Below are 18,549 nucleotides of genomic sequence, written 5' to 3'. Positions count from 1 at the left end.
AACTACCTAATAATATTTTGTTATCAAGAAAATTTACCCTATTTTTAATTACTTTCAACTTGTTTTTGGTAACTATTGAATAGTATCTCCAAAACTCAAAAACCTAAGTTTTATGTCAGTAATGGTTTCCGAAAAAAAAATAGGCCGAGAATATGTCACCGCAGATGAGGATACCATTGCCACTCAAATGGTTAACGAATTTGAAGCCCAAGTCACCCGGATGTATAAAGACAAGAAAATGCTCCGGCAGGTACATACCAAGATGCATGGCTGTGTCAAAGCTTCTTTTGCAGTAGAACCAAACTTACCTGATGATTTTAAAGTCGGTGTTTTTGCCGGAGCACCAAGAAAATACAATGCTTGGGTACGTTTTTCAAATGGGAATACCGAAACACAAAAAGATAAGAAAAAAGACATCAGAGGGATTGCCATCAAACTGTTGGGGGTACCCGGTGAAAAAATATTAAACGACGAACATTTCCTGGAAACCCAGGATTTTTTGTTGATGAGCAGTGAGACATTTTTTGCAAAAACTATCAAGGAACTGAATACGTTATTGGCAGCATTTACATCCGCAAGCAAGATCAAGTTCCTTCTTTACTTACTAAACCCCTTGCATCTCCCTACATTGATGCGGGTCAAAAAAATAGCCTGCGACAATCCACTCAATATTCCTTATTGGAGTACTCAGCCTTACCAATTCGGTACAGTAGACCAAGCTGTCAAATACCATCTCAGACCTTCTCCTGATAATAAAATCGTGGTCGAAAACACCACAGATTACAATTACCTGAGGTATAATCTGGCCCAAACGCTCTACGACAATGAGGCGAAATTTGACTTTTATGTACAGTTTCAAACTGATGCGGAAGCCATGCCGATCGAAGATCCGACTGTGCCTTGGACTTCGCAGTATATCAAATTGGCAACACTGACCGTCTATGCACAGGTTTTTGACTCCAATGCCCAAATAGAGTTTGGAGACAATTTATCTTTCAACCCATGGCATACTTTGCCGGCGCACCGACCGTTGGGAAGCTTCAACCGTGTCAGGAAAAGAGTGTATGAAGTGATGTCAAAATTTCGCCATGACAAAAACAAATTGCCAGTTATCGAACCAAAAGATTCACCTGATTTCTTGAAGGACATTGTTCATCCATTCCATAAAAACAGCATTGACCAACAGGTGCCTTCCAAAAAAATCCTCCAAACGGCTGCGGAAGTGATTGTTAATTGCAGCAAAGAAAAGGCATACTTATATATCTCAAGTAACAAAGAATTACCGAATTGGCTTTTGAAAGCCGGGCCAGTTTATGGTGTCATCAATGTGAAAAGTTTGCAGGCAGATTATAAAAAAGTAGGTGACAAAAGGTGGATCGAAAGAGGAGACGGCGGCAAGTTGGAGGAGGAATTGATTTCAGTTCATCGCTTTTCCCATTATGCCTATCAAATCACCAAATTCAGCGACTTCTTTAGAAAACTAACAGATAAAGCTTTTGGACAGATGTGGTTTGATACTGTCGATGACCAAACAAGAATTAGCTGGGTGTATACCTTTACTTACAAAAATGTTTTCGCCAAATTGTTCCTAAAGCTTTTCCTTTCCCTTTTTCTCAAAAAATACCTCCAAAATGGCCTCAACAATGCAAAGGCTTATCTGGAGGATTGATTTCTGGGTCGTCACACTGAACGTAGTGAAGTATCTCATTTACAGGAGATTCTTCACCTTCGCAAGCTGCGGTTCAGAATGACGGAGGAACAACCGCTATTACCCTATCTAAGCCTTTTCTTATTGCTGAATAATTCGAATTCTACAATCTTTCCCAAGTCTCACGTCTTGTGTCTCCCGTCTCATGTCTCCCTTTTAAACCGTTGCCAAAAACCTCAAGGTACTGATCGAAGGAAAGAAGAAATATGCCCCGCCTTTGACTTTGATGACTCTTGGCAAGTCGTGGATTGTCCTGTTTACCGGAAGGTCCTGAATGGTAAAATTCTGTTCCTCCCCTGCATCCGGCTTTTCTTTTACCCCTATGATCGGATCGGGGTCATTGTAGAGTTCTTTGACTTTGGGAAGTTTTCCCCAAGTATATTGTAGAAACTCAAACTGTCTGCTGATGTCGGCATTGAAGCAGGCAAAAAGCAATCCCACTTCCCCTTCAGGGGTTGTGTTGGTCGGGGAACCCGCAAAAATCTGCCCATATAACCTCGCCCTTCTGATGATTCGGTGCTGCTTGCTGAGTTTGTAGGATTCTTTGATCCCATGGTCATCCACGCTATCACGTGGGTTGCTTCGTCGCAAGTGTGATCCAAAAGGGCATTTCAATCCGTCAGGATCAAATTTGGAATAGCCAAAATCATTGATGTCGCTGATCACACCCGGATCTTTTTCTGGAAAAAGCGTGATCGGGGCTCCACTTTGCCACCTTCCCATGATTTTCGCACCCAATTTTAGGCTTTCTTTCTCATTGGGGGAGCCATCGGGATTATTTGTTTTTTCATTCAGAAATGTCCAAAACTTATGGACATCCTGCTCCAACTGTCTCATCACAAGAAAAGATCCGTTTCGCCCTAAATCCTTCAACCCACTTCCTCCTGCGTCAGGAGCGAGGAGGTTCTGATTCCCTTGATCTTTGACAATCAGCGGCGTATCAGGATAAACACCAAACTCATTTTCATACCCAAAAAGAAATTCCCCAGCCTTCACCACATCGTCTTGAGGACCTCTCCTTCCCGAACCTTCTATGATCGGCTGGGAAATACCATCCCTAAATCCAAAATGCTCCTTGTTGTCCGGCTGTGTCTGTCCGTCAATGGAAAACAGTTCTTCAAGTCCGTTTTCTGCAAATTTGGCTTTCAACTCTTCATAATATTTCAAACAGACGATTTTATCTTTTTTAATATCATCAACACTCTCTTTGTGATTGCCGAATACCATCAGACAAAGGTGGATGGGAAAATTACGATCCTTTGGTTCAATGAAATCATCGGTTTCATCAGAATCACCGGAATAATTGCCCCAATTCCATTTCTCGGGTGCACTGCTATCAGCATCTCCAAGCAATCTTGACCTGTGGCGAGAGACCATTCCCTGCCGGAATTCCCTTGAAAACGCATTGAGGTTTTCCTCATTTAGTCCAAGGACACTCAGACCCTTGTGGGTAAAAGCAATATTCAAATGCTTGTCGGAAATCTTTGACTTATCATGGATATGGACCGCTGTGGTCATTTCCCCCCAAGATTTAGAGAGCCAATTTTTGGCAGCGGCGGCATCTGTAATCTGAAGGTACACAAACCGCGAATACATCATGTGTGCATAGCCGCGGATGATATAGCCCTGAATATCTTCGAGTTCTAACTTTGTCATATGGATATCAAATGAGTTTGAGGAATTTGGCTGCCTGACGTTCGGAAAGTGATTTCATCAGCAGCACCCTGATTTTAGTATTGTTGTTGACGTTTTTGATGGAAAGTTTCGGATAGGCGGTGTACCAAACATTGGTGACCAACTCCGAATTTCGACTCCAAGCCAGAAAATGCTCCTCGTCGTAAGCACCACCAGTGAGTAAAAAATTGGTTTTGGGAAAGACCTTGGTATTGGAAAAAATCCCGGTCAGTCCCCAACCGCTGTTGTCGATAAAGTCCCCGAGGTATTGCTGCCAGCTGCCGTCAAAATTGCTGAAAAACAAAACCCTAGAGTTGTCTTCAAACATGACCCATTTGGCGAAGTGAATTGTCGGGATTCCCATCAGTTTGCCCTTGACAAAAATGAACCTGATGAGAGTTCTTGATAGTGCAAACATGGCTTTGATGGTAATCAGCCTGACTTTTCCTTCCTTCATGTCTACCAATTGGGTAAACTGGTTTTGGTTTATGAAGTCCTCATATTTTTCAAGTTCTGATAGATAACTACTATCCAATCCACTTCGCTTTTTGGTAAAGTTGACATCCTTCTTTTCATAGAAAAAATGGAGCATTACTATCCAAAAGACAATCGGAAGTAACAGAACACCAAAAAAACATGCTAGGAAAATCAGTCCAATCCAATATATCCCCGCAGCAAGTATCGCTAATAAAATGAGTCCAAAAAAACCTATTCCCCACCAATTAATTCCCGGCATTTTGGCCTTATTGCCCAGAAATGAAAACTTCTCTTTATTACTTAGGACGTCCTCCTTAATTTTCTTGTGGATCGTATTCGCGGACACATCCTCCCAAGACCTGGAGTCTAGGTATTTCCTGATGTGGTTTCTCAGTTCACTTTCGTCCTTAATCTGCTGAACTGTCCGTCCGGGAGCCCCTATATACACCGCAGCATCCTTTACAATGTATTTTTTCAAAAAGGAAACCCTGCTTTCAGTATCCCTTTGATCTGCTACCGTAAAACCCTCACAAAATGTATAGACTTTATCCAAGATGTCAGAAGAATCCCTGCAAAACCCTTTAAAAAAAGCATCCACATCCCCATCAAAATCAACAACAAAAACCAGTTTGGGAACTCTCGGAGTCGGGTCATTGATCCAGGATTTTCCATGGTCTATGACCGCCCACCTTGCAAAATGGATGACATCTAGGTTTTCAAAATCTTGCGAATTCCCATTATCAAGATCGGTTTTGATCACTGCCAATTGATCCAATAATTTTTGGATTTTGTCTTTTATTACAGGAACAATGATTGTGATGGAGTTTTGTCTCATAAATTTTGCATTAACTTATAAGTTTATTTTTCAATAGAAACATTTTGGCGCAATCACTTCCCGATTGGATCAAGCTTTCCATATCCGAAAGTGTTAAATTGAAATCAGTGGCAGGAATCCCCAATCCATCGATCCTGATGGAACGGTTCCCTTCTGCTGTTTCAAATCCTATATCAATGTTTTGAACATTGAGAAGGGTTTCAAATAATTGCTTTATAAAACTCAACGGTTGGGAAAAGCTAAGGTCAACTTCCTTATCGCTGGCTTTGTCATGCAGGTACAGCCCAATTGCCTCCTCGCAAATAAAATCCGGTGCCGAAGCAAAGCGCTCATTGTCAAAGAATCCCAATGGATAATTGAAGGCAATTCCCCCATCCACGAAAATATGGTCGTTGGGATTGGAATTGCTGAACTGCCATGCCTTGAAAAAAAGAGGAATGGACATAGAAGCACGGATGGCTTCCGCGACGACGACTTCAGGGGTTTTGAATGCAGAAAATTCCTGAATTGTATGGAGATTCAGGTCGCAGGCAAAAACATAAAGGTCTTTGCATCCTGCTTCTTTCATCTGTCTGAAAGTCACGTTGGGCGGAAGATTTTTTGGGGATTCGATCAGATACCTATGGATGAAATCAAGAATATAACTCCCTGAGTAAAGGCCGTACTGCCTGGATATCCGAAGAGGATTCCAACCTATCTTGAATTTTTTTAAGTCAAAATGATGTTTGAGGAGATTCTCTATTTGATCGACTGAATAGCCGGCACAGATCATTCCTGCCAAAAGCGAACCTACCGAAGTACCGGCCACCCTTTGGATTCCGGAAAGAAGACCTGCATGATCCAATTCCCTCAAAGCACCGACATAGGCAATTCCCTTAACTCCCCCACCTTTTAATGCCAGATTTTCGATTGCCATGCTGATTATAAACAGGATTTATGTAACTAATAGAGGTAAATAGGTACTTTGAATATAAAATAAATTATTGGATAATCTAGAATTGAGGGTTTTTCGGAAGAATTGTAGCAGGATTTAAAAAACGGGAGTCAAAAAAATTGAATTAATTTGATGAGGGAAAAATTAAACCTTGTTCAAAGAATATCTAAATACGTTACAATTTGAAATTCTTTTTTTACTTATTAACTGTCAAACACATGAGTACAATAGAAATTAAAGAGCATCTTCATGAGTACATAGATCAAGCAGATGAAAGAATGCTCAAGCTTTTGTATGCAATGGCCCAAGCGGATATGGAAGAAAAAGAGTATGAGTTGAGCGAAGCCCATATCAAAATCCTTGATGAAAGAATTGCTTCACACAAAGCCGATCCGGAAGCCGGTTCAAGTTGGGAGGAGGTAAAATCAAGGATAAAAGGGGCGACAATCTGATTATACTGGCAGTATTTGCTACAAGTCAAGACCCGCAAACTTGGAAGTAATAAAAAAAATCCCCTTTCAAAACCACAGCTTGAAAATGGTTTGGAAAGGGGATTTCTAAATCACTTCCTAAGTCGATTGGTACAGCTTAGAAAAAAAAAGACTTCTCCTCCGTCAAAGTGACAAGGAAAAGTCTTTTTCTCAATTGATTATTTTCTACATCGATTGGCTTAGGTTTCGTCTCTCGCTTCTAGTCTCTTGTTTCTATTTTATAACTCTTATTTCATAAATACCGAAAAAGACTTCTCCTCCGTCGAAGTGACAAGGAAAAGTCTTTTGCTAAATGGATTACTTTCTATATCGATTGGCTCAGGTCTCCCCTCTTGCCACTCTTTTCTCGGTTCTTTTTTTCTCGTTTCTCGTTTCTCTAGGTCCCTGAGCGAAGTCGAAGGGCTCGCCTCTCGCTTCTCAAAGTTTACTTCACCTCCTTCATCAATTCCTCCACAGCTTTTTCCAGCTGTTGGTCTTTGCCTTTGTCGATTTGACCCGGCATATTTTTGACTTGGAACTGCGGCTTAGTCTCGTTGTTTTCCATCCAATTACCGGCCTTGTCTTTAGCCGAGATTGGTACTATTCCCCATCTGCCGCCATCAGGCAACATTTCCCAACCTGCAAAAGAACAGGTTCCCGGAGTAGGCATGCCGACGGTTTTGCCGATTTTCAGGTCGGTGTAGCCACAGGCAAAGCAATGTCCATCGGAATAGTTGCTTTCATTGAACATCGCCAAGGTCGGCTTGGTCCAACGGAATGTCGGTTCATAGCCTACTTCCCTGTCTTCAGTCGCATAGGTGATGAATTTTTCTCCGGTAAAGAACATGGCCAAATCCGCCACCAAATCTCCCCCACCATTGAATCTTGTATCCACGATGACGCCTTTGCGGTCATGGTATTTGCCCATCATCTCTTCGTAAGTGGTCCGGTAGGGTCCGTCAGACATACCCGGAATATGGACATATCCCAAAGTCCCGTTGCTCATCCTGTCCACTTCTTCCTGATTTTTCTTCACCCATCGCTTGTAAAGCAGTTGATTCTCCTCACCCAAACTGATCGGCTTCACAGTGACCTGCTGACGGGTATTTGTTTTGGGGTCCAATACTTCGATCAAAGTGAATTTACCGGATTTACGGTTGAGGTATTGGGCAATGTCTTTGTCCAAGGCAATGGTTTCTCCATCAATTTTCTCAATGACCATTCCGCTTTGGATATTCATTCCCGCCTTGTCCAATGGACCGCCCTTGAGTACTTCAGTGATTTTGATTCCGGGGTTTTTGAAAGAATAATCCGTGAAAATCCCCAAAGACGCTGTGGCATCAGCTTGTGGAACGCTTCGACTGTACCGCGCGCCGGCATGCGAGACATTCAGCTCGCCGATCATCTCAGATACCATCTCGGCAAACTCGTAACTGTTCCCGATAGAAGGCAGGTATTTTTCATATTGGGCGGTCAAAGCATCCCAATCCACGCCATGGAAATCAGGAGTGTAAAAAGCACCTTTTGTGCGGATTTTGATATGCTCAAACATCTCTGCACGCTCTGCATCAGTATCCAAGGTCATTTCCCCGGCAATCTTGATCTGCTCTCTTTTGGTGCCTTTGTCAGTGATTTTGGAAATGTTTCCATCAGCGAGAAGGTACAGGTTTTTCATTTCCTTGTCCCATTCCAACCTGCCAAATCCGGCATCGAGTTTCAGTTCCATCTTGGTATCCCTGGTGCGGAGATCGGTGCTCCAAAGGTTCATCCCTTTTTCAAACCTTGCGAGGTAAAAAAGTTTCTCTCCATCCTTGTCAATGACCGCATCCCCCAAAGCAGAAGAATGGATCGTCAATTTGGCTTTTCTCTCTCTTAGGTCTTCCCAGTCGATTTTGATGTCTTCTACCTTGGGAGTTTCTTTTTTCTCATCCTTTTTATCATCATCCTTCTTTTCCTTTCCGGCTTTCTCGGTTTCTTTCAGCAAGTCAAATTCATCCTTGGTCAACCTGAACCTGTCATAGGCATCCCTAGTCAAAAACAGGGTAAACACATCATTTTGGGCAGCTCCGCTTGTAGCAAAACCCTTCAGACCGTCTCTGTTGCTGAACCATATCAACTGCTTGCCGCCATTAACCCACTTCGGTCTGCTGTCACCATATCCACTCTGGGTCAGGTTTTCCATAGCTTTTTTGCCTGAGGCATCCAAAAGGACCACTTCGCCATTGGCCATGGTAGGATTGAATTCTGCCAGCAGCCATTTGCTGTCAGGACTCCAGGTAAAATATTGGTCACCGTCTCCCATGTGGAACAATTGCTCCGGAGTCATCAAAGTCACTGCCGTTTTGGTAGCCAAATCGAGAACTTTCAATGTTCTTCTGCCTTCTATGTAGGCTAGTTTTTTTCCGTCAGGAGAAAAAATCGGCTGGTAGTTGTCAACTTCCGAACTTACCAATACCTCTTCCTTGAGTAAAGTGCTGGCATAGAAGAAAATCTCCTCTTTTTCCCTCAGTCTTTTGGTTTGGTAAATCTGCCATTTGCCATCCCTTTCGCTTGCATACACGAGTGATTTGCCGTCCGGGGCAAACTGTACAAAACGCTCCTGTTGTGGCGTATTGGTGATTCTTTTGGTTAGTGAACCATCCACAGATGTCACAAAAACCTCTCCCCTTGCGATAAAGGCGATTTCTTTTCCGTCAGGAGAAATAGACATTTCCCTCACGCCTCCATTGATCCCGATATAGCTGTCAGCATTAGAAATACGCTGTGTGGTTATGGAAACCGCTACTTTTTTTGGTTGCTCCCCTTCTTTCAGGGTATAAAGTTCTCCGTCATAAGAAAAACTCATCAGGCCATTTTTGGAAATACTCAAAAACCTGACAGGAAAATCCTTCAGGCTTGTCAATACAGTTTTTTGGGTAGGATTGTCCAAACTCATTTTTTGGACATTGAAGCTTCCCTTCTCCTCTGTAAGATAATAGACCGCTTTTTCTCCCGGAGCGAAAACAGGATTTCTGTCTTCACCCCCAAATTCCGTGATCATTTTATGTGTATTGTTTGCAGCGTCATACACCCAAATATCTCGGGTGATGGCTGATTGGTGCCTCTTGCGCCATTCGTTTTCACCTCCTTTTTTGTCATGGTAGATCATCTTGTTGCCATCAGCGCTGACCTGTACATATTCTGCAGGAATGGTCCACACCTGATCAACCCTTCCGCCTCCGATAGCTACCTGATAGAGTTCTGCCTGCGAACCTGTAGGGTATTGTCTGTGTTCGGCGAGGTCCTGACGGACACCGCCAAAGATTACATTTTTGTCATCTGCAGAAAATGTATAGGGCATCTCATCATTGGAGTGGTAAGTCAATCGCTTTGCGTCCCCGCCCATGGCACTCATGACAAAAACATCAAAATTGCCATAACGGTCCGAGGCAAAAGCGATTTTACTGCCGTCATTACTCCAAACAGGCTTAAAATCATGTGCTTCATGGAAAGTCAATTGGGTGGCTTTTCCTCCGGAGGAAGGAATGCTATATAAATCACCTTTGTAGGTAAATACAATCTGCGAACCGTCCGGAGAAATGGAAGGATAGCGCAGCCATTTGGGGGATTCTTGGGCGAATAGTTGAAAAGAAAGGGCGAGCAACAATATGCTCATCCAAGAGAATTTTAATTTCATAATAAAGATAAATTTTAATCTGCTGCTAAAAATAGAAAAAAGGCACCTACCTGAAAGCAAAAATTACTTTGGATGCAGATTATTTGTTTTAAAGTAACAACCCTAAAAATAGTATTGACAAAAATCAGGTTGGAGATCTATTGACAGTTCTCCAACCTGATAGTTTTAAACTTAATTATTTTTAATCAGCACTTTATTAATCACCTGATTATCAATCTGAACTGCACCTGGTGCATTCCATTTGTAATGCCCTCCAATTTAAGATTTTTGATAAAGGTTTTACTTTGCTCATCCTCTATTTCTAAAATTAAACTTCCTTTTGAATCAAATAACCTTATTGCAAATTTTGAAGGTTTGAAGATGTCAACTCGGATGTTTGTTTCGGAAGAAGAAGGGTTTGGATAAACCATCACTTGGTTTGGAATGATTTCCCTGATTAAAACGATTTCACCTTGGATAGTCTGCCCAACCCTATCTGTACTGGACACCATCAGTTTTATCTCATTGTTTAGGAACGGCAAACCTCCATGGAATATGGGCACTTAGCAAAACCCAGCGGTTTGTTGAGGTCGGGCTGATTATAGAATGGTGTCTCAAATCCCGAAAAAGACAACTGGCTCGGACTTGAATATTTGTTGCGTGGTGCACGTCTTTTGAAGGTCTTTTACATAGTTCCTTACACTTGTACTCAAGCACCCTTAAATCATCTCTTTTTTATTTAATCAGTAGACCCTACATAGACAAATCCCCTTCAAAAAGAAAAGAGTACATCCGAATCAAAAATCCTGAACACTTAAAAAAAACAATATTAGATATGTAACAAAGGATAATACTCCTGTATCAATCGGCCGTAGATATCCTTAAATTAAAGTTTTTTAAGAGGTTAAATGAATAAAACCCAAAAATCACTTCACCCTCACCCATATAAGATTATCCGGTAAATTTTCCAGTTTTGTTACTTTGATGACCTCTGGAAAAACACCTCCGTTTTTTGATTCAAAAACCTCTTCGATTTCGTATTGGACAATGTTCCAGCCTGGCTCGAGCTCAAGTTCATATAGCGTGAACTTATCATAATTCTCCTCCCCTAATCCCGTATAATTTGTGGCCATGCAAGTCCCCATTGCCGAAGCTTTGTCCTCGGCAAAATAAAATATCAAATAATACCCTAAGCCAATATTCCCTTTTTGATCATAATGCAACCAATTTGCAATGAGGGGGTTGTTGACTGCGTAAATTCTTCCGTTCTCCGCTTTTTTCTTATTGTCGGTAAGCATTAAGTCCGGTAAACCGGAAACCAAGCAACCGGGATTTTCAAATTTCACATCAGGATACCTACAAGTAAAAGAATCTTCGACGGTGGGTAATTTTAAGGTAAATCCCCTAGGTGCTTTTTTCTGTGCTTTAGCAGCCATTTTCTTGATCTCGTCCAAATAAATGGCTGATAAAGGAACCGTAATCATACCCTTGTCATTAATTGTGCCCCAAGTGTGTTTATCCCCTGTTACGATATCATACGAAACAATTAGACCGTTTCCTTCCGTATAATCAGAGATAATGCCGGATAAAGTCCCTTGGGCAACAGCCACATGATGTAAGTTTAAAATCGAAAGGGATATTAGCAAATATATAGTTTTCATCATCTTTTGGTTAATATGTCAAATCATCTCCTCAGGACTGAATTCATATCTCAGTATTGAAATCTAAACTTAAACAACACCTAGTCTGAAGGATATCAAAATTGTATCAAAGAGTATTACTGAGGTAACTAAAAAAAACCTGCCCTTTTGGGGCAGGAAAAAAATTGTGTTTAAGTTCTAAAAAAGTGTTGGCGCATATCCTCACAGTTTAAGTTTCAATAAAATAGCCACCCTCAAAAATCAATTCCGTCTCGGCAAAAAAAACTCTCCTTCCGTAATAGTTTTTGTCCCACCGCTGAGAAATTCTATAACCACTCCACTGAATTTTCCTTTGACAAAAGTTGGTTTGATCTCGGTAATTTGAAGATTTACATTAGGATCAGTAACATCGGTAATAAAAGACTTTTCTTCAACCTCCAGGGCGTATCCAAGAAGTACCCCTTTAAAACCAGTTTCAAATGGTACAAGTCCGGTATAAGTTTTTTCGGTAATGGGGGTCGTTTCCGTCAATATAATTGTAATAACTTCCTCTAAAGCAGATTGGTTGCTCACTTGCCTTGAACCCGACAAAGACAGATTATAGACAGTTGGTATGTCTAATCCAATCTCAAGAGATCCAATCTCAGCACTCAACAGGGTTTCAGTTTTAAACTCTACGAGTTTACCATCTACTTTTGCTTTTAGAAAATACCCTGATTTATTGGTATCATCAGGATTCATATCATCATCACCATCTTTGCTTCCACAACCTGAAATTGCAAGGAATCCCATCACAGCAAGAAGCGCCCAATTAATCATTAATAATTTTTTCATAAGGAAAAGTTTTAAATGGTTAGTAATAAGTGCCCACCCAAAGCATTTTGGAAGGATCTTTCATGTTGCTGATGGTTACTTTGGAAGGAAAGGAAGCCCGGATGCTAGGGTCGGTTTTATACACCTCAAGGATGGTGTATTCTACCCAATTGAAGCCCTTTTTCAATTCAATATCAAAACTGTATTCAGTGCCTATTTCGGTATTGTCATCAACATAGACACTACTTGTGCAGGAGGTCTTTATACTTAAATCTTCTTCCACATACATCACCTCATAAAAAGACCCTTTAATGGCATTGTTATAACCTGAGTCTTCTATCCAAGGTCTCAATCCTTCATCTGAAACCAAAAATGCCGTACCTTTCCATTCTCCATCCTTAGTCATCCTGACAAAATCCTGCCTTGCTGCAGATTTTTCAGCATTTCCTCCAAAATCTGTCGGGTTGGAGCAATTGAAGAAAAAATTGAAATAAAGGGGACCAATGGACATGGACATATTCTCGTTTGGAATATTGTCTAAGTTGGCATTATCAAGGTTTGCTGTAAACAGGCCTTTTTTATCAACCGACCCTATCGAAATTGGATAATCCATCCCAAATAGCAACAATACCAGATCCATTTCGGATTTTTCATGGTTTTTGATATTACCCGTAATCTCCTGCCCGTTGACAAAGAAATAAGTGAGGATAAAGAACAATGTGAAAGATGCTTTCATTTTTGCAAAATAAATTAGGATGAATTTTTATAAGTATCGATGGAAACAAATTTAGCTCTTTACAACCTTTGGGGATAAAAGCCATGTATCAAAGTATACTACAGATGTAACATCCTAAAAAAAATCAAAGAAATTTCGGCCTTTAAACCGATGAAACCAATCTCTTTCTTTTGTAAAAACCAGAAAACAAAGTCAACCCAGAACATGAAGTGATTACTTCACAAAAAAATGATCCTAGGCCAAAAAATCTTTGCTTAAAACCGAAACCATCCTCTTGGTAATTTTCAAAAAACTATTTTTATCAAAAAAGGAGATATAAATCAGAAACAAATGGACCTACTTCCCCAGGGTATCGAAATCGAGGTTATCAGCAAAAAACCATAAATCTTCATGCTTAAGATGATCTCCCTTGATCGAAACAAGAAACCTGTGACCATGTATAAATTCCAGACTTGAAAAGTCCTGACCGGGATTTTGGACTTCCCATACTCGCTTTCCATTTCTTTCGTGAATTTTGGAAAAATTGTTATCCTCCTTTTCTTCAAAATCCTGTTCCAATTTTTGGAGACTGCCTGCCAAAATAATGGAAGCAACCGGTCCGGCACCATCTAAAATTTCCAGCAAAATCTGTTTTGTAGAATCAGAACGATGCCCATAAGTAACCGTAATGGCGCTCATATCTGCAGCATCTTTATATCCTATTACTGTCTTCAGGATATGGAATTCGCCGACATGGTCCGGAAGCCAATTTTTAAAAGCTTCACGGCTTAAGGGAATCTGAAGAGACAATTCCTGCATCGGCAATTCGACCTTCCCTGACTTCTCATTGCCTTTCTGCAGGGAGGAATTGCTTTTTTGACAAGAGAGGCCCAGAAATACCATCGCAAAAAGCAGCAAAAGTACCTTGACATGACTTTTCACCACATTCATTTTTTCATTCATCATTTTGGCTGGGATTAATAAAAATGATTACAAATATAAATCAGCCAAATCCGAAGGGATGTCTCCATTGTATCAGAGAATAAGAAAATTGTAACAATTCAAAAAAGAGAGAACTATCACCGGTCAGTCTTGGAAAAAATATTCTTTTGTCAATCTTAATTGGACAATACCACTTTTCCTAGATAAAGAACCACCTCTGTCCCTTCTCCACCTGATTGGGCATGATGGTCAAAAATTTCAAAATTGTATCCTACATTCTCACTTTCATTGAAGTACCTTAGTCTCTCCGAGGTAAGGTTGATTGGATCGATTTGGGCTCATCATCGATTATTATTTCTCTTATCATGCAGGAAGAAGAAAGACCTTGGATTTTGGTGCAAGGGTATCTTTTTCATCTCTAACCTATAAAAATAAAGACAAATCAAACATTTAATTGTTTCGATCCATCCTATTGACAGTAGAAATTACATCCCTATATTACCAAAAAAAGTTGATTTCAGACTGATAATAAGGCAAAAATTGCCTGTCATAAACAATTCGACACATATGGCCATAGGCTTAATTATTTTTTGCACTTTAAAACCATTATTAAAAGCATGCGACACTTTTATAAGTTCCTAAAGTTTTTAAGTCTTTTGGCAGTTTTACACTCCCTCTTTGCGGTGGGATATGGTCAGACAGCGCTTTCTTTTAGACAACTTTCCGTTAATGATGGTCTTTCCCAAAATTCGGTTGTCTCGGTGGCACAGGACATTGATGGCTTTTTGTGGATTGCCACCCAAGAAGGCCTCAACAGGTTTGACGGCAAAGAATTTGTCATCTACAACAGGAAATTTTTAGATGTCACCGAAAACGATAGGCTTTTGTTGGGAAAGGTCTTTGCAGATAGCAAAAACAGGATTTGGATCATTCCCGAATCCTCTGTTCCTGAGCTGCTAGACAGAAAGGTCAACGACTTTGTGGCAATCGAAGGAATCCAAGCAGCCAACTGTATTTATGAGGACAAAAACGGAATAATATGGTTCGGAACACTTTCAGGTCAATTGTACAGATGGAATGATTCGATCCAAAAAGCAGAAATGATCTGGTCAGACCCCGCATTGGAGTTTGCTGCCATATCAGATTATGACGGGCAGCAAATGCTCATCACTTTCAACCACAACTTGGCACTTTGGAATCCTGAATCTTATAAGCTGACGCAGATATGGGAAACCAATAAAAAAATCAAACTATCCTCGGCAAAAACAGATCAGAAAGGTAAAATCTGGATCGGAACATTGAAAAATGGAGCATGGATTATAAAAGATCCCGGAGAAAAGGCGATTCCCCTTTCTGATTACTTTTCTAATCCCACCGTCCAAAACGAAATGATTTTAGACATCTTCATCGACTCCAAAAACAAGATTTGGCTCGCTACCTATGGTGAAGGGGCTGCCATGGTCGATGAGGAGAAAAAGACAGTTCAGAAATTCAGATATTCCAAGCAAAATCCCCGGTCAATTTACTACAATGATATTCTTTGCGTTTTTGAGGACTATACCGGGACATTATGGTTTGGTTCAGATGGAGCCGGCTTGAGTTTTTATGATGCCTATTTAGAAAAATTCAATTTTTACCACAACGAACAAGTTCCTGAAGATATCAATATTGATGTCGTCAGGGCTATTTTTGTGGAAGACAATAACCAAGTTTGGCTTGGAACCTCCGGAAAAGGACTGACAAGATTCAATCCTGAGTTAAAATCATGGAAGACTTTTCAGCATCAGCCATCCAATCTCCAAACCGTCTCAAGCGACAGGGTGATGAGCCTCCTAGGCGATGGAGAAGACAAATTATGGATCGGCTATCAGGATGAGGGATTGAGCATTTTGGATCTGAAAACAAATACATTTCGCCACTTCAATGAGAGGACTTCAGTCAAATTACCAAATACGAGCGTATGGAAAATCCATAAAGACAAAGAAAACAGGTTTTGGGTCTGCACCCGAAATGAAGGATTGATCTGGTTTGATCCCCAAAAGGGAGTTATCAAAAAGTTTACCCACGACCCCTCGGATCCAAACAGCATTCCCGATAACAATATCAGGACCATCACTGATGGAGATGATGGTGAATTGTGGATCGGTACAGAAAACCAAGGCATTGCAAAATTTGACCTTAAAACCGAAAAATTCTACCCAATCCAAAAACAAGAAGGAAGTCAGCAATCTATCAGCAGCAACAGCATCAAGTCGCTATATTTTGCCAAAGGGAATGTCTTATGGATCGGAACCAATGGCGCCGGGCTCAACCGACTTGACCTTAATTCCATGGAGGTGTCGGTTTTTAGCACAAAAAACGGCCTTCCAAATGACGTGATTTATGGGATATTGCCAGATCAGAATGGGAACCTTTGGATGAGTTCAAACAAAGGAATCACAAAAGTGGCCAAAAAAAGTTCTGGGTTACCTGAGTTTGAAATCACCAATTACAGCAACTACGATGGATTGGCCACAGAATTCAATACGGGGGCATATTTCAGAAAAACAGATGGGACCCTATATTTTGGAAGTTTGGAAGGCTTTTACTGGTTCAATGCCAAAGATATTTTACTGAATGAAATTGAGCCAAAAACCGCCATCACAGATATTTTCGTTTTCAACAAAAAAATTCCGATCACCAATGGGCTTAAACTTGGCCATGATGAAAACACTTTGACAATCAATATGGCTAGTTTGGTTTTTTCCTCTCCAAGAAAAAATGAATTCCAGTATAAGCTGGAAAACCATGATGAGAACTGGGTGCAGGCAGGCAATAACAATCAGGCAAGGTATACTGACCTTTCCCCCGGTGAGTATACTTTTTTGGTAAAATCCAGCAACTATGACGGCATTTGGTCCACAGATCCTGTTTCTCTCCAATTCACCATTCTACCGCCATGGTATTTGACCATTTGGGCCAAATTGGTCTATTTGTTGTTTTTCACCCTTTCTTTAATCTGGCTATACCTCTATCTAAAATGGCGATGGAAAATAAAATTTCTCATCAAAATGAAAGTTGATGAAGCCAATAGGCTGTTGGAAATAGACAGGTTCAAGACCAATCTTTTTACCAATATCTCACATGAGTTCAGGACGCCACTTACGCTGATCGCGGGACCTGTTGAAAGGCTGATGAGTCAGTCCGAAAACCCCGTCTTCAGATCCCAGCTCAACCTGATCAAACAGAATTCCAATCGGTTATTGAATCTTGTCGATCAGCTGTTGGAAGTTTCCAAAATAAAATCAGGAAAGCTCCAACTGAAAATCCAAAAAGGAAACATGGGCCTTTTGCTTCAGTCAATAGTTTCCAATTTCTTCTATTTTGCAGCAGAAAAAGACATCAGGATCAGTCCCGATATCCCATTGATGACTGAGGTTTGGTTTGATCCGGACAAAATTGAAAAGATTGTAAGTAATCTTCTACAGAATGCCATCAAATACGGTAAACCCGGCACAGTCGTGCTCCTCAGCTCAAAAATCCACGATGGCCAATTGCGCCTTGAGGTTAGCAATCACAGTCAGGTAGGTTATACCAAGGAGGAAATTTCCCAGCTTTTTGACAAATTTTACAAACCTGACACCAAAACCGAGGGCTTTGGAATCGGCCTTCCCCTAGTCAAAGACCTGGTCGAACTCCACAAAGGTCAAATCATCCTAGATCTGGAGGATAAAGAGGCCTTCAAAGTGTCTATCATCATTCCTATTGATAAGTATGCTTTCCGTCCCGAACAGGTAGTGGAAGAGGAAGATTATGATCAAACCAATGTACATAAACCACAAGAAGCAGTAGCAGGAGAAGATGCCCCAATGATCCTTGTAGTGGAAGATAACCACAAAGTGAGGTCATTTATCGTCGGTGAACTCAGACCCTATTACAAAATACTGGAAGCAGAAAACGGACGCGAAGGTCTTTTCTTAGCCTTAAAGAAAATCCCGGACTTGGTCATTTCCGATGTGATGATGCCGGAGATGGATGGAATTGAACTTTGCCAAAAACTAAAAAACGACGAAAAGACATCACATATCCCAATCATTCTCCTAACTGCCAAATCTGAAGAAGAAAACATCCTTAAGGGGCTTGAAGTCGGTGCAGATGACTACATGTTGAAGCCCTTCGGGATCAAACAGCTTTTGGTCAGGATAGAAAAATTGATTGAATTGCGGCGAAATCTAAGAATACGTTATTCGGGGAAAACCAGTATTTCGCCAAATGACATCGCTATCACCTCCACAGATGAAAAATTCCTGGCAAAATTACAGAGCATTGTAGATAAAGACCTGGGGGATTCTAACTTCACTGTTGATGAATTTTGTAAAAAACTAGGCATGAGCAGGATGCAGCTGCATAGAAAACTGACAGCCCTTACTGGCCTTTCCACCTCAGCATTTATCAGGGACCAAAGACTCCGGATGGCGGTACAAAGACTTGAAAAATCCGGAGAGTCTATCTCTGAAATAGCCTATGCTGTGGGTTTCAGCTCCCCTTCTTACTTTATCAAATGCTTCAAAGAAACCTATCAGATGACGCCAAATGAATATTTCGAAAAAAGAAACTGAGAATAAGTTTGGAGGATTGTTTTATTTGGATTTTAGAATTGGAAGATTGAAAAATTGGAAGATTCAAAGGGTTGGAAAGTTTGAATAT

At 40.8% G+C, this 18,549-nt stretch carries 12 protein-coding genes; 3 read left to right on the top strand and 9 right to left on the bottom strand.

Annotated elements, in window-relative coordinates:
• The first annotated feature begins 112 nt into the window (after window positions 1-112).
• The gene (locus M3O96_RS07990) at window positions 113-1,669 is read left to right on the top strand and encodes a catalase family protein (protein WP_249719812.1); all 1,557 of its coding nucleotides are present in this window, start codon (window positions 113-115) and stop codon (window positions 1,667-1,669) included.
• A 195-nt stretch (window positions 1,670-1,864) separates the two neighbouring features.
• On the opposite strand, the gene M3O96_RS07985 is transcribed toward M3O96_RS07990, so the two are convergent.
• Genes M3O96_RS07985 through M3O96_RS07975 form a run of 3 tightly spaced genes read right to left on the bottom strand, consistent with a single transcriptional unit; the run spans window position 1,865 to window position 5,610 of the window.
• Window positions 1,865-3,364 carry a Dyp-type peroxidase gene (locus M3O96_RS07985; protein ID WP_249719811.1) on the bottom strand — a complete coding sequence of 500 codons (1,500 nt, stop codon included), beginning with the start codon at window positions 3,362-3,364 and terminating at the stop codon, window positions 1,865-1,867.
• A gap of 7 nt (window positions 3,365-3,371) precedes the next feature.
• The gene (locus M3O96_RS07980; protein WP_249719810.1) at window positions 3,372-4,694 is read right to left on the bottom strand and encodes a hypothetical protein; all 1,323 of its coding nucleotides are present in this window, start codon (window positions 4,692-4,694) and stop codon (window positions 3,372-3,374) included.
• A 10-nt stretch (window positions 4,695-4,704) separates the two neighbouring features.
• Window positions 4,705-5,610 (bottom strand): patatin-like phospholipase family protein, encoded by a 906-nt coding sequence (locus M3O96_RS07975; protein ID WP_249719809.1) that lies wholly within the window; start codon window positions 5,608-5,610, stop codon window positions 4,705-4,707.
• Window positions 5,611-5,846: 236 nt separating this feature from the next.
• Here M3O96_RS07975 and M3O96_RS07970 point away from each other — a divergent pair, with 236 nt between their 5' ends.
• Window positions 5,847-6,080 (top strand): addiction module protein, encoded by a 234-nt coding sequence (locus M3O96_RS07970; protein WP_249719808.1) that lies wholly within the window; start codon window positions 5,847-5,849, stop codon window positions 6,078-6,080.
• 463 nt (window positions 6,081-6,543) lie between these two features.
• On the opposite strand, the gene M3O96_RS07965 is transcribed toward M3O96_RS07970, so the two are convergent.
• The 6 genes from M3O96_RS07965 to M3O96_RS07940 all read right to left on the bottom strand — a co-directional run bounded on the left by M3O96_RS07965 (window position 6,544) and on the right by M3O96_RS07940 (window position 13,887).
• Entirely contained in the window at window positions 6,544-9,753 is a 3,210-nt protein-coding gene (locus tag M3O96_RS07965) for a S41 family peptidase (RefSeq protein WP_502798906.1), read from the bottom strand.
• Window positions 9,754-9,974: 221 nt separating this feature from the next.
• Window positions 9,975-10,265, bottom strand: coding sequence for a T9SS type A sorting domain-containing protein (locus M3O96_RS07960; RefSeq protein ID WP_249719806.1), 291 nt, complete (start codon window positions 10,263-10,265; stop codon window positions 9,975-9,977).
• 414 nt (window positions 10,266-10,679) lie between these two features.
• On the bottom strand, window positions 10,680-11,417 hold the full coding sequence (locus tag M3O96_RS07955) for a hypothetical protein (RefSeq protein ID WP_249719805.1): 738 nt from the start codon (window positions 11,415-11,417) through the stop codon (window positions 10,680-10,682).
• Window positions 11,418-11,654: 237 nt separating this feature from the next.
• Complete coding sequence (locus tag M3O96_RS07950) at window positions 11,655-12,227, bottom strand: hypothetical protein (RefSeq protein ID WP_249719804.1); 573 nt, start codon at window positions 12,225-12,227, stop codon at window positions 11,655-11,657.
• A gap of 19 nt (window positions 12,228-12,246) precedes the next feature.
• A complete protein-coding gene (locus tag M3O96_RS07945) occupies window positions 12,247-12,942 on the bottom strand; it encodes a hypothetical protein (RefSeq protein ID WP_249719803.1) in 696 nt (231 codons plus the stop codon).
• A gap of 336 nt (window positions 12,943-13,278) precedes the next feature.
• Window positions 13,279-13,887: a hypothetical protein gene (locus M3O96_RS07940; RefSeq protein ID WP_249719802.1), complete on the bottom strand. Its 609-nt coding sequence runs from the start codon at window positions 13,885-13,887 to the stop codon at window positions 13,279-13,281.
• Window positions 13,888-14,480: 593 nt separating this feature from the next.
• Between M3O96_RS07940 and M3O96_RS07935 the strand changes: the two genes are divergently transcribed.
• Entirely contained in the window at window positions 14,481-18,461 is a 3,981-nt protein-coding gene (locus tag M3O96_RS07935; protein ID WP_249719801.1) for a hybrid sensor histidine kinase/response regulator transcription factor, read from the top strand.
• Window positions 18,462-18,549: the final 88 nt, after the last annotated feature.

It is taken from the genome of Aquiflexum sp. TKW24L (assembly GCF_023502205.1).
Taxonomy (GTDB): Bacteria; Bacteroidota; Bacteroidia; order Cytophagales; family Cyclobacteriaceae; genus Cognataquiflexum.
This window is presented reverse-complemented; position numbering and strand designations above follow the sequence as displayed.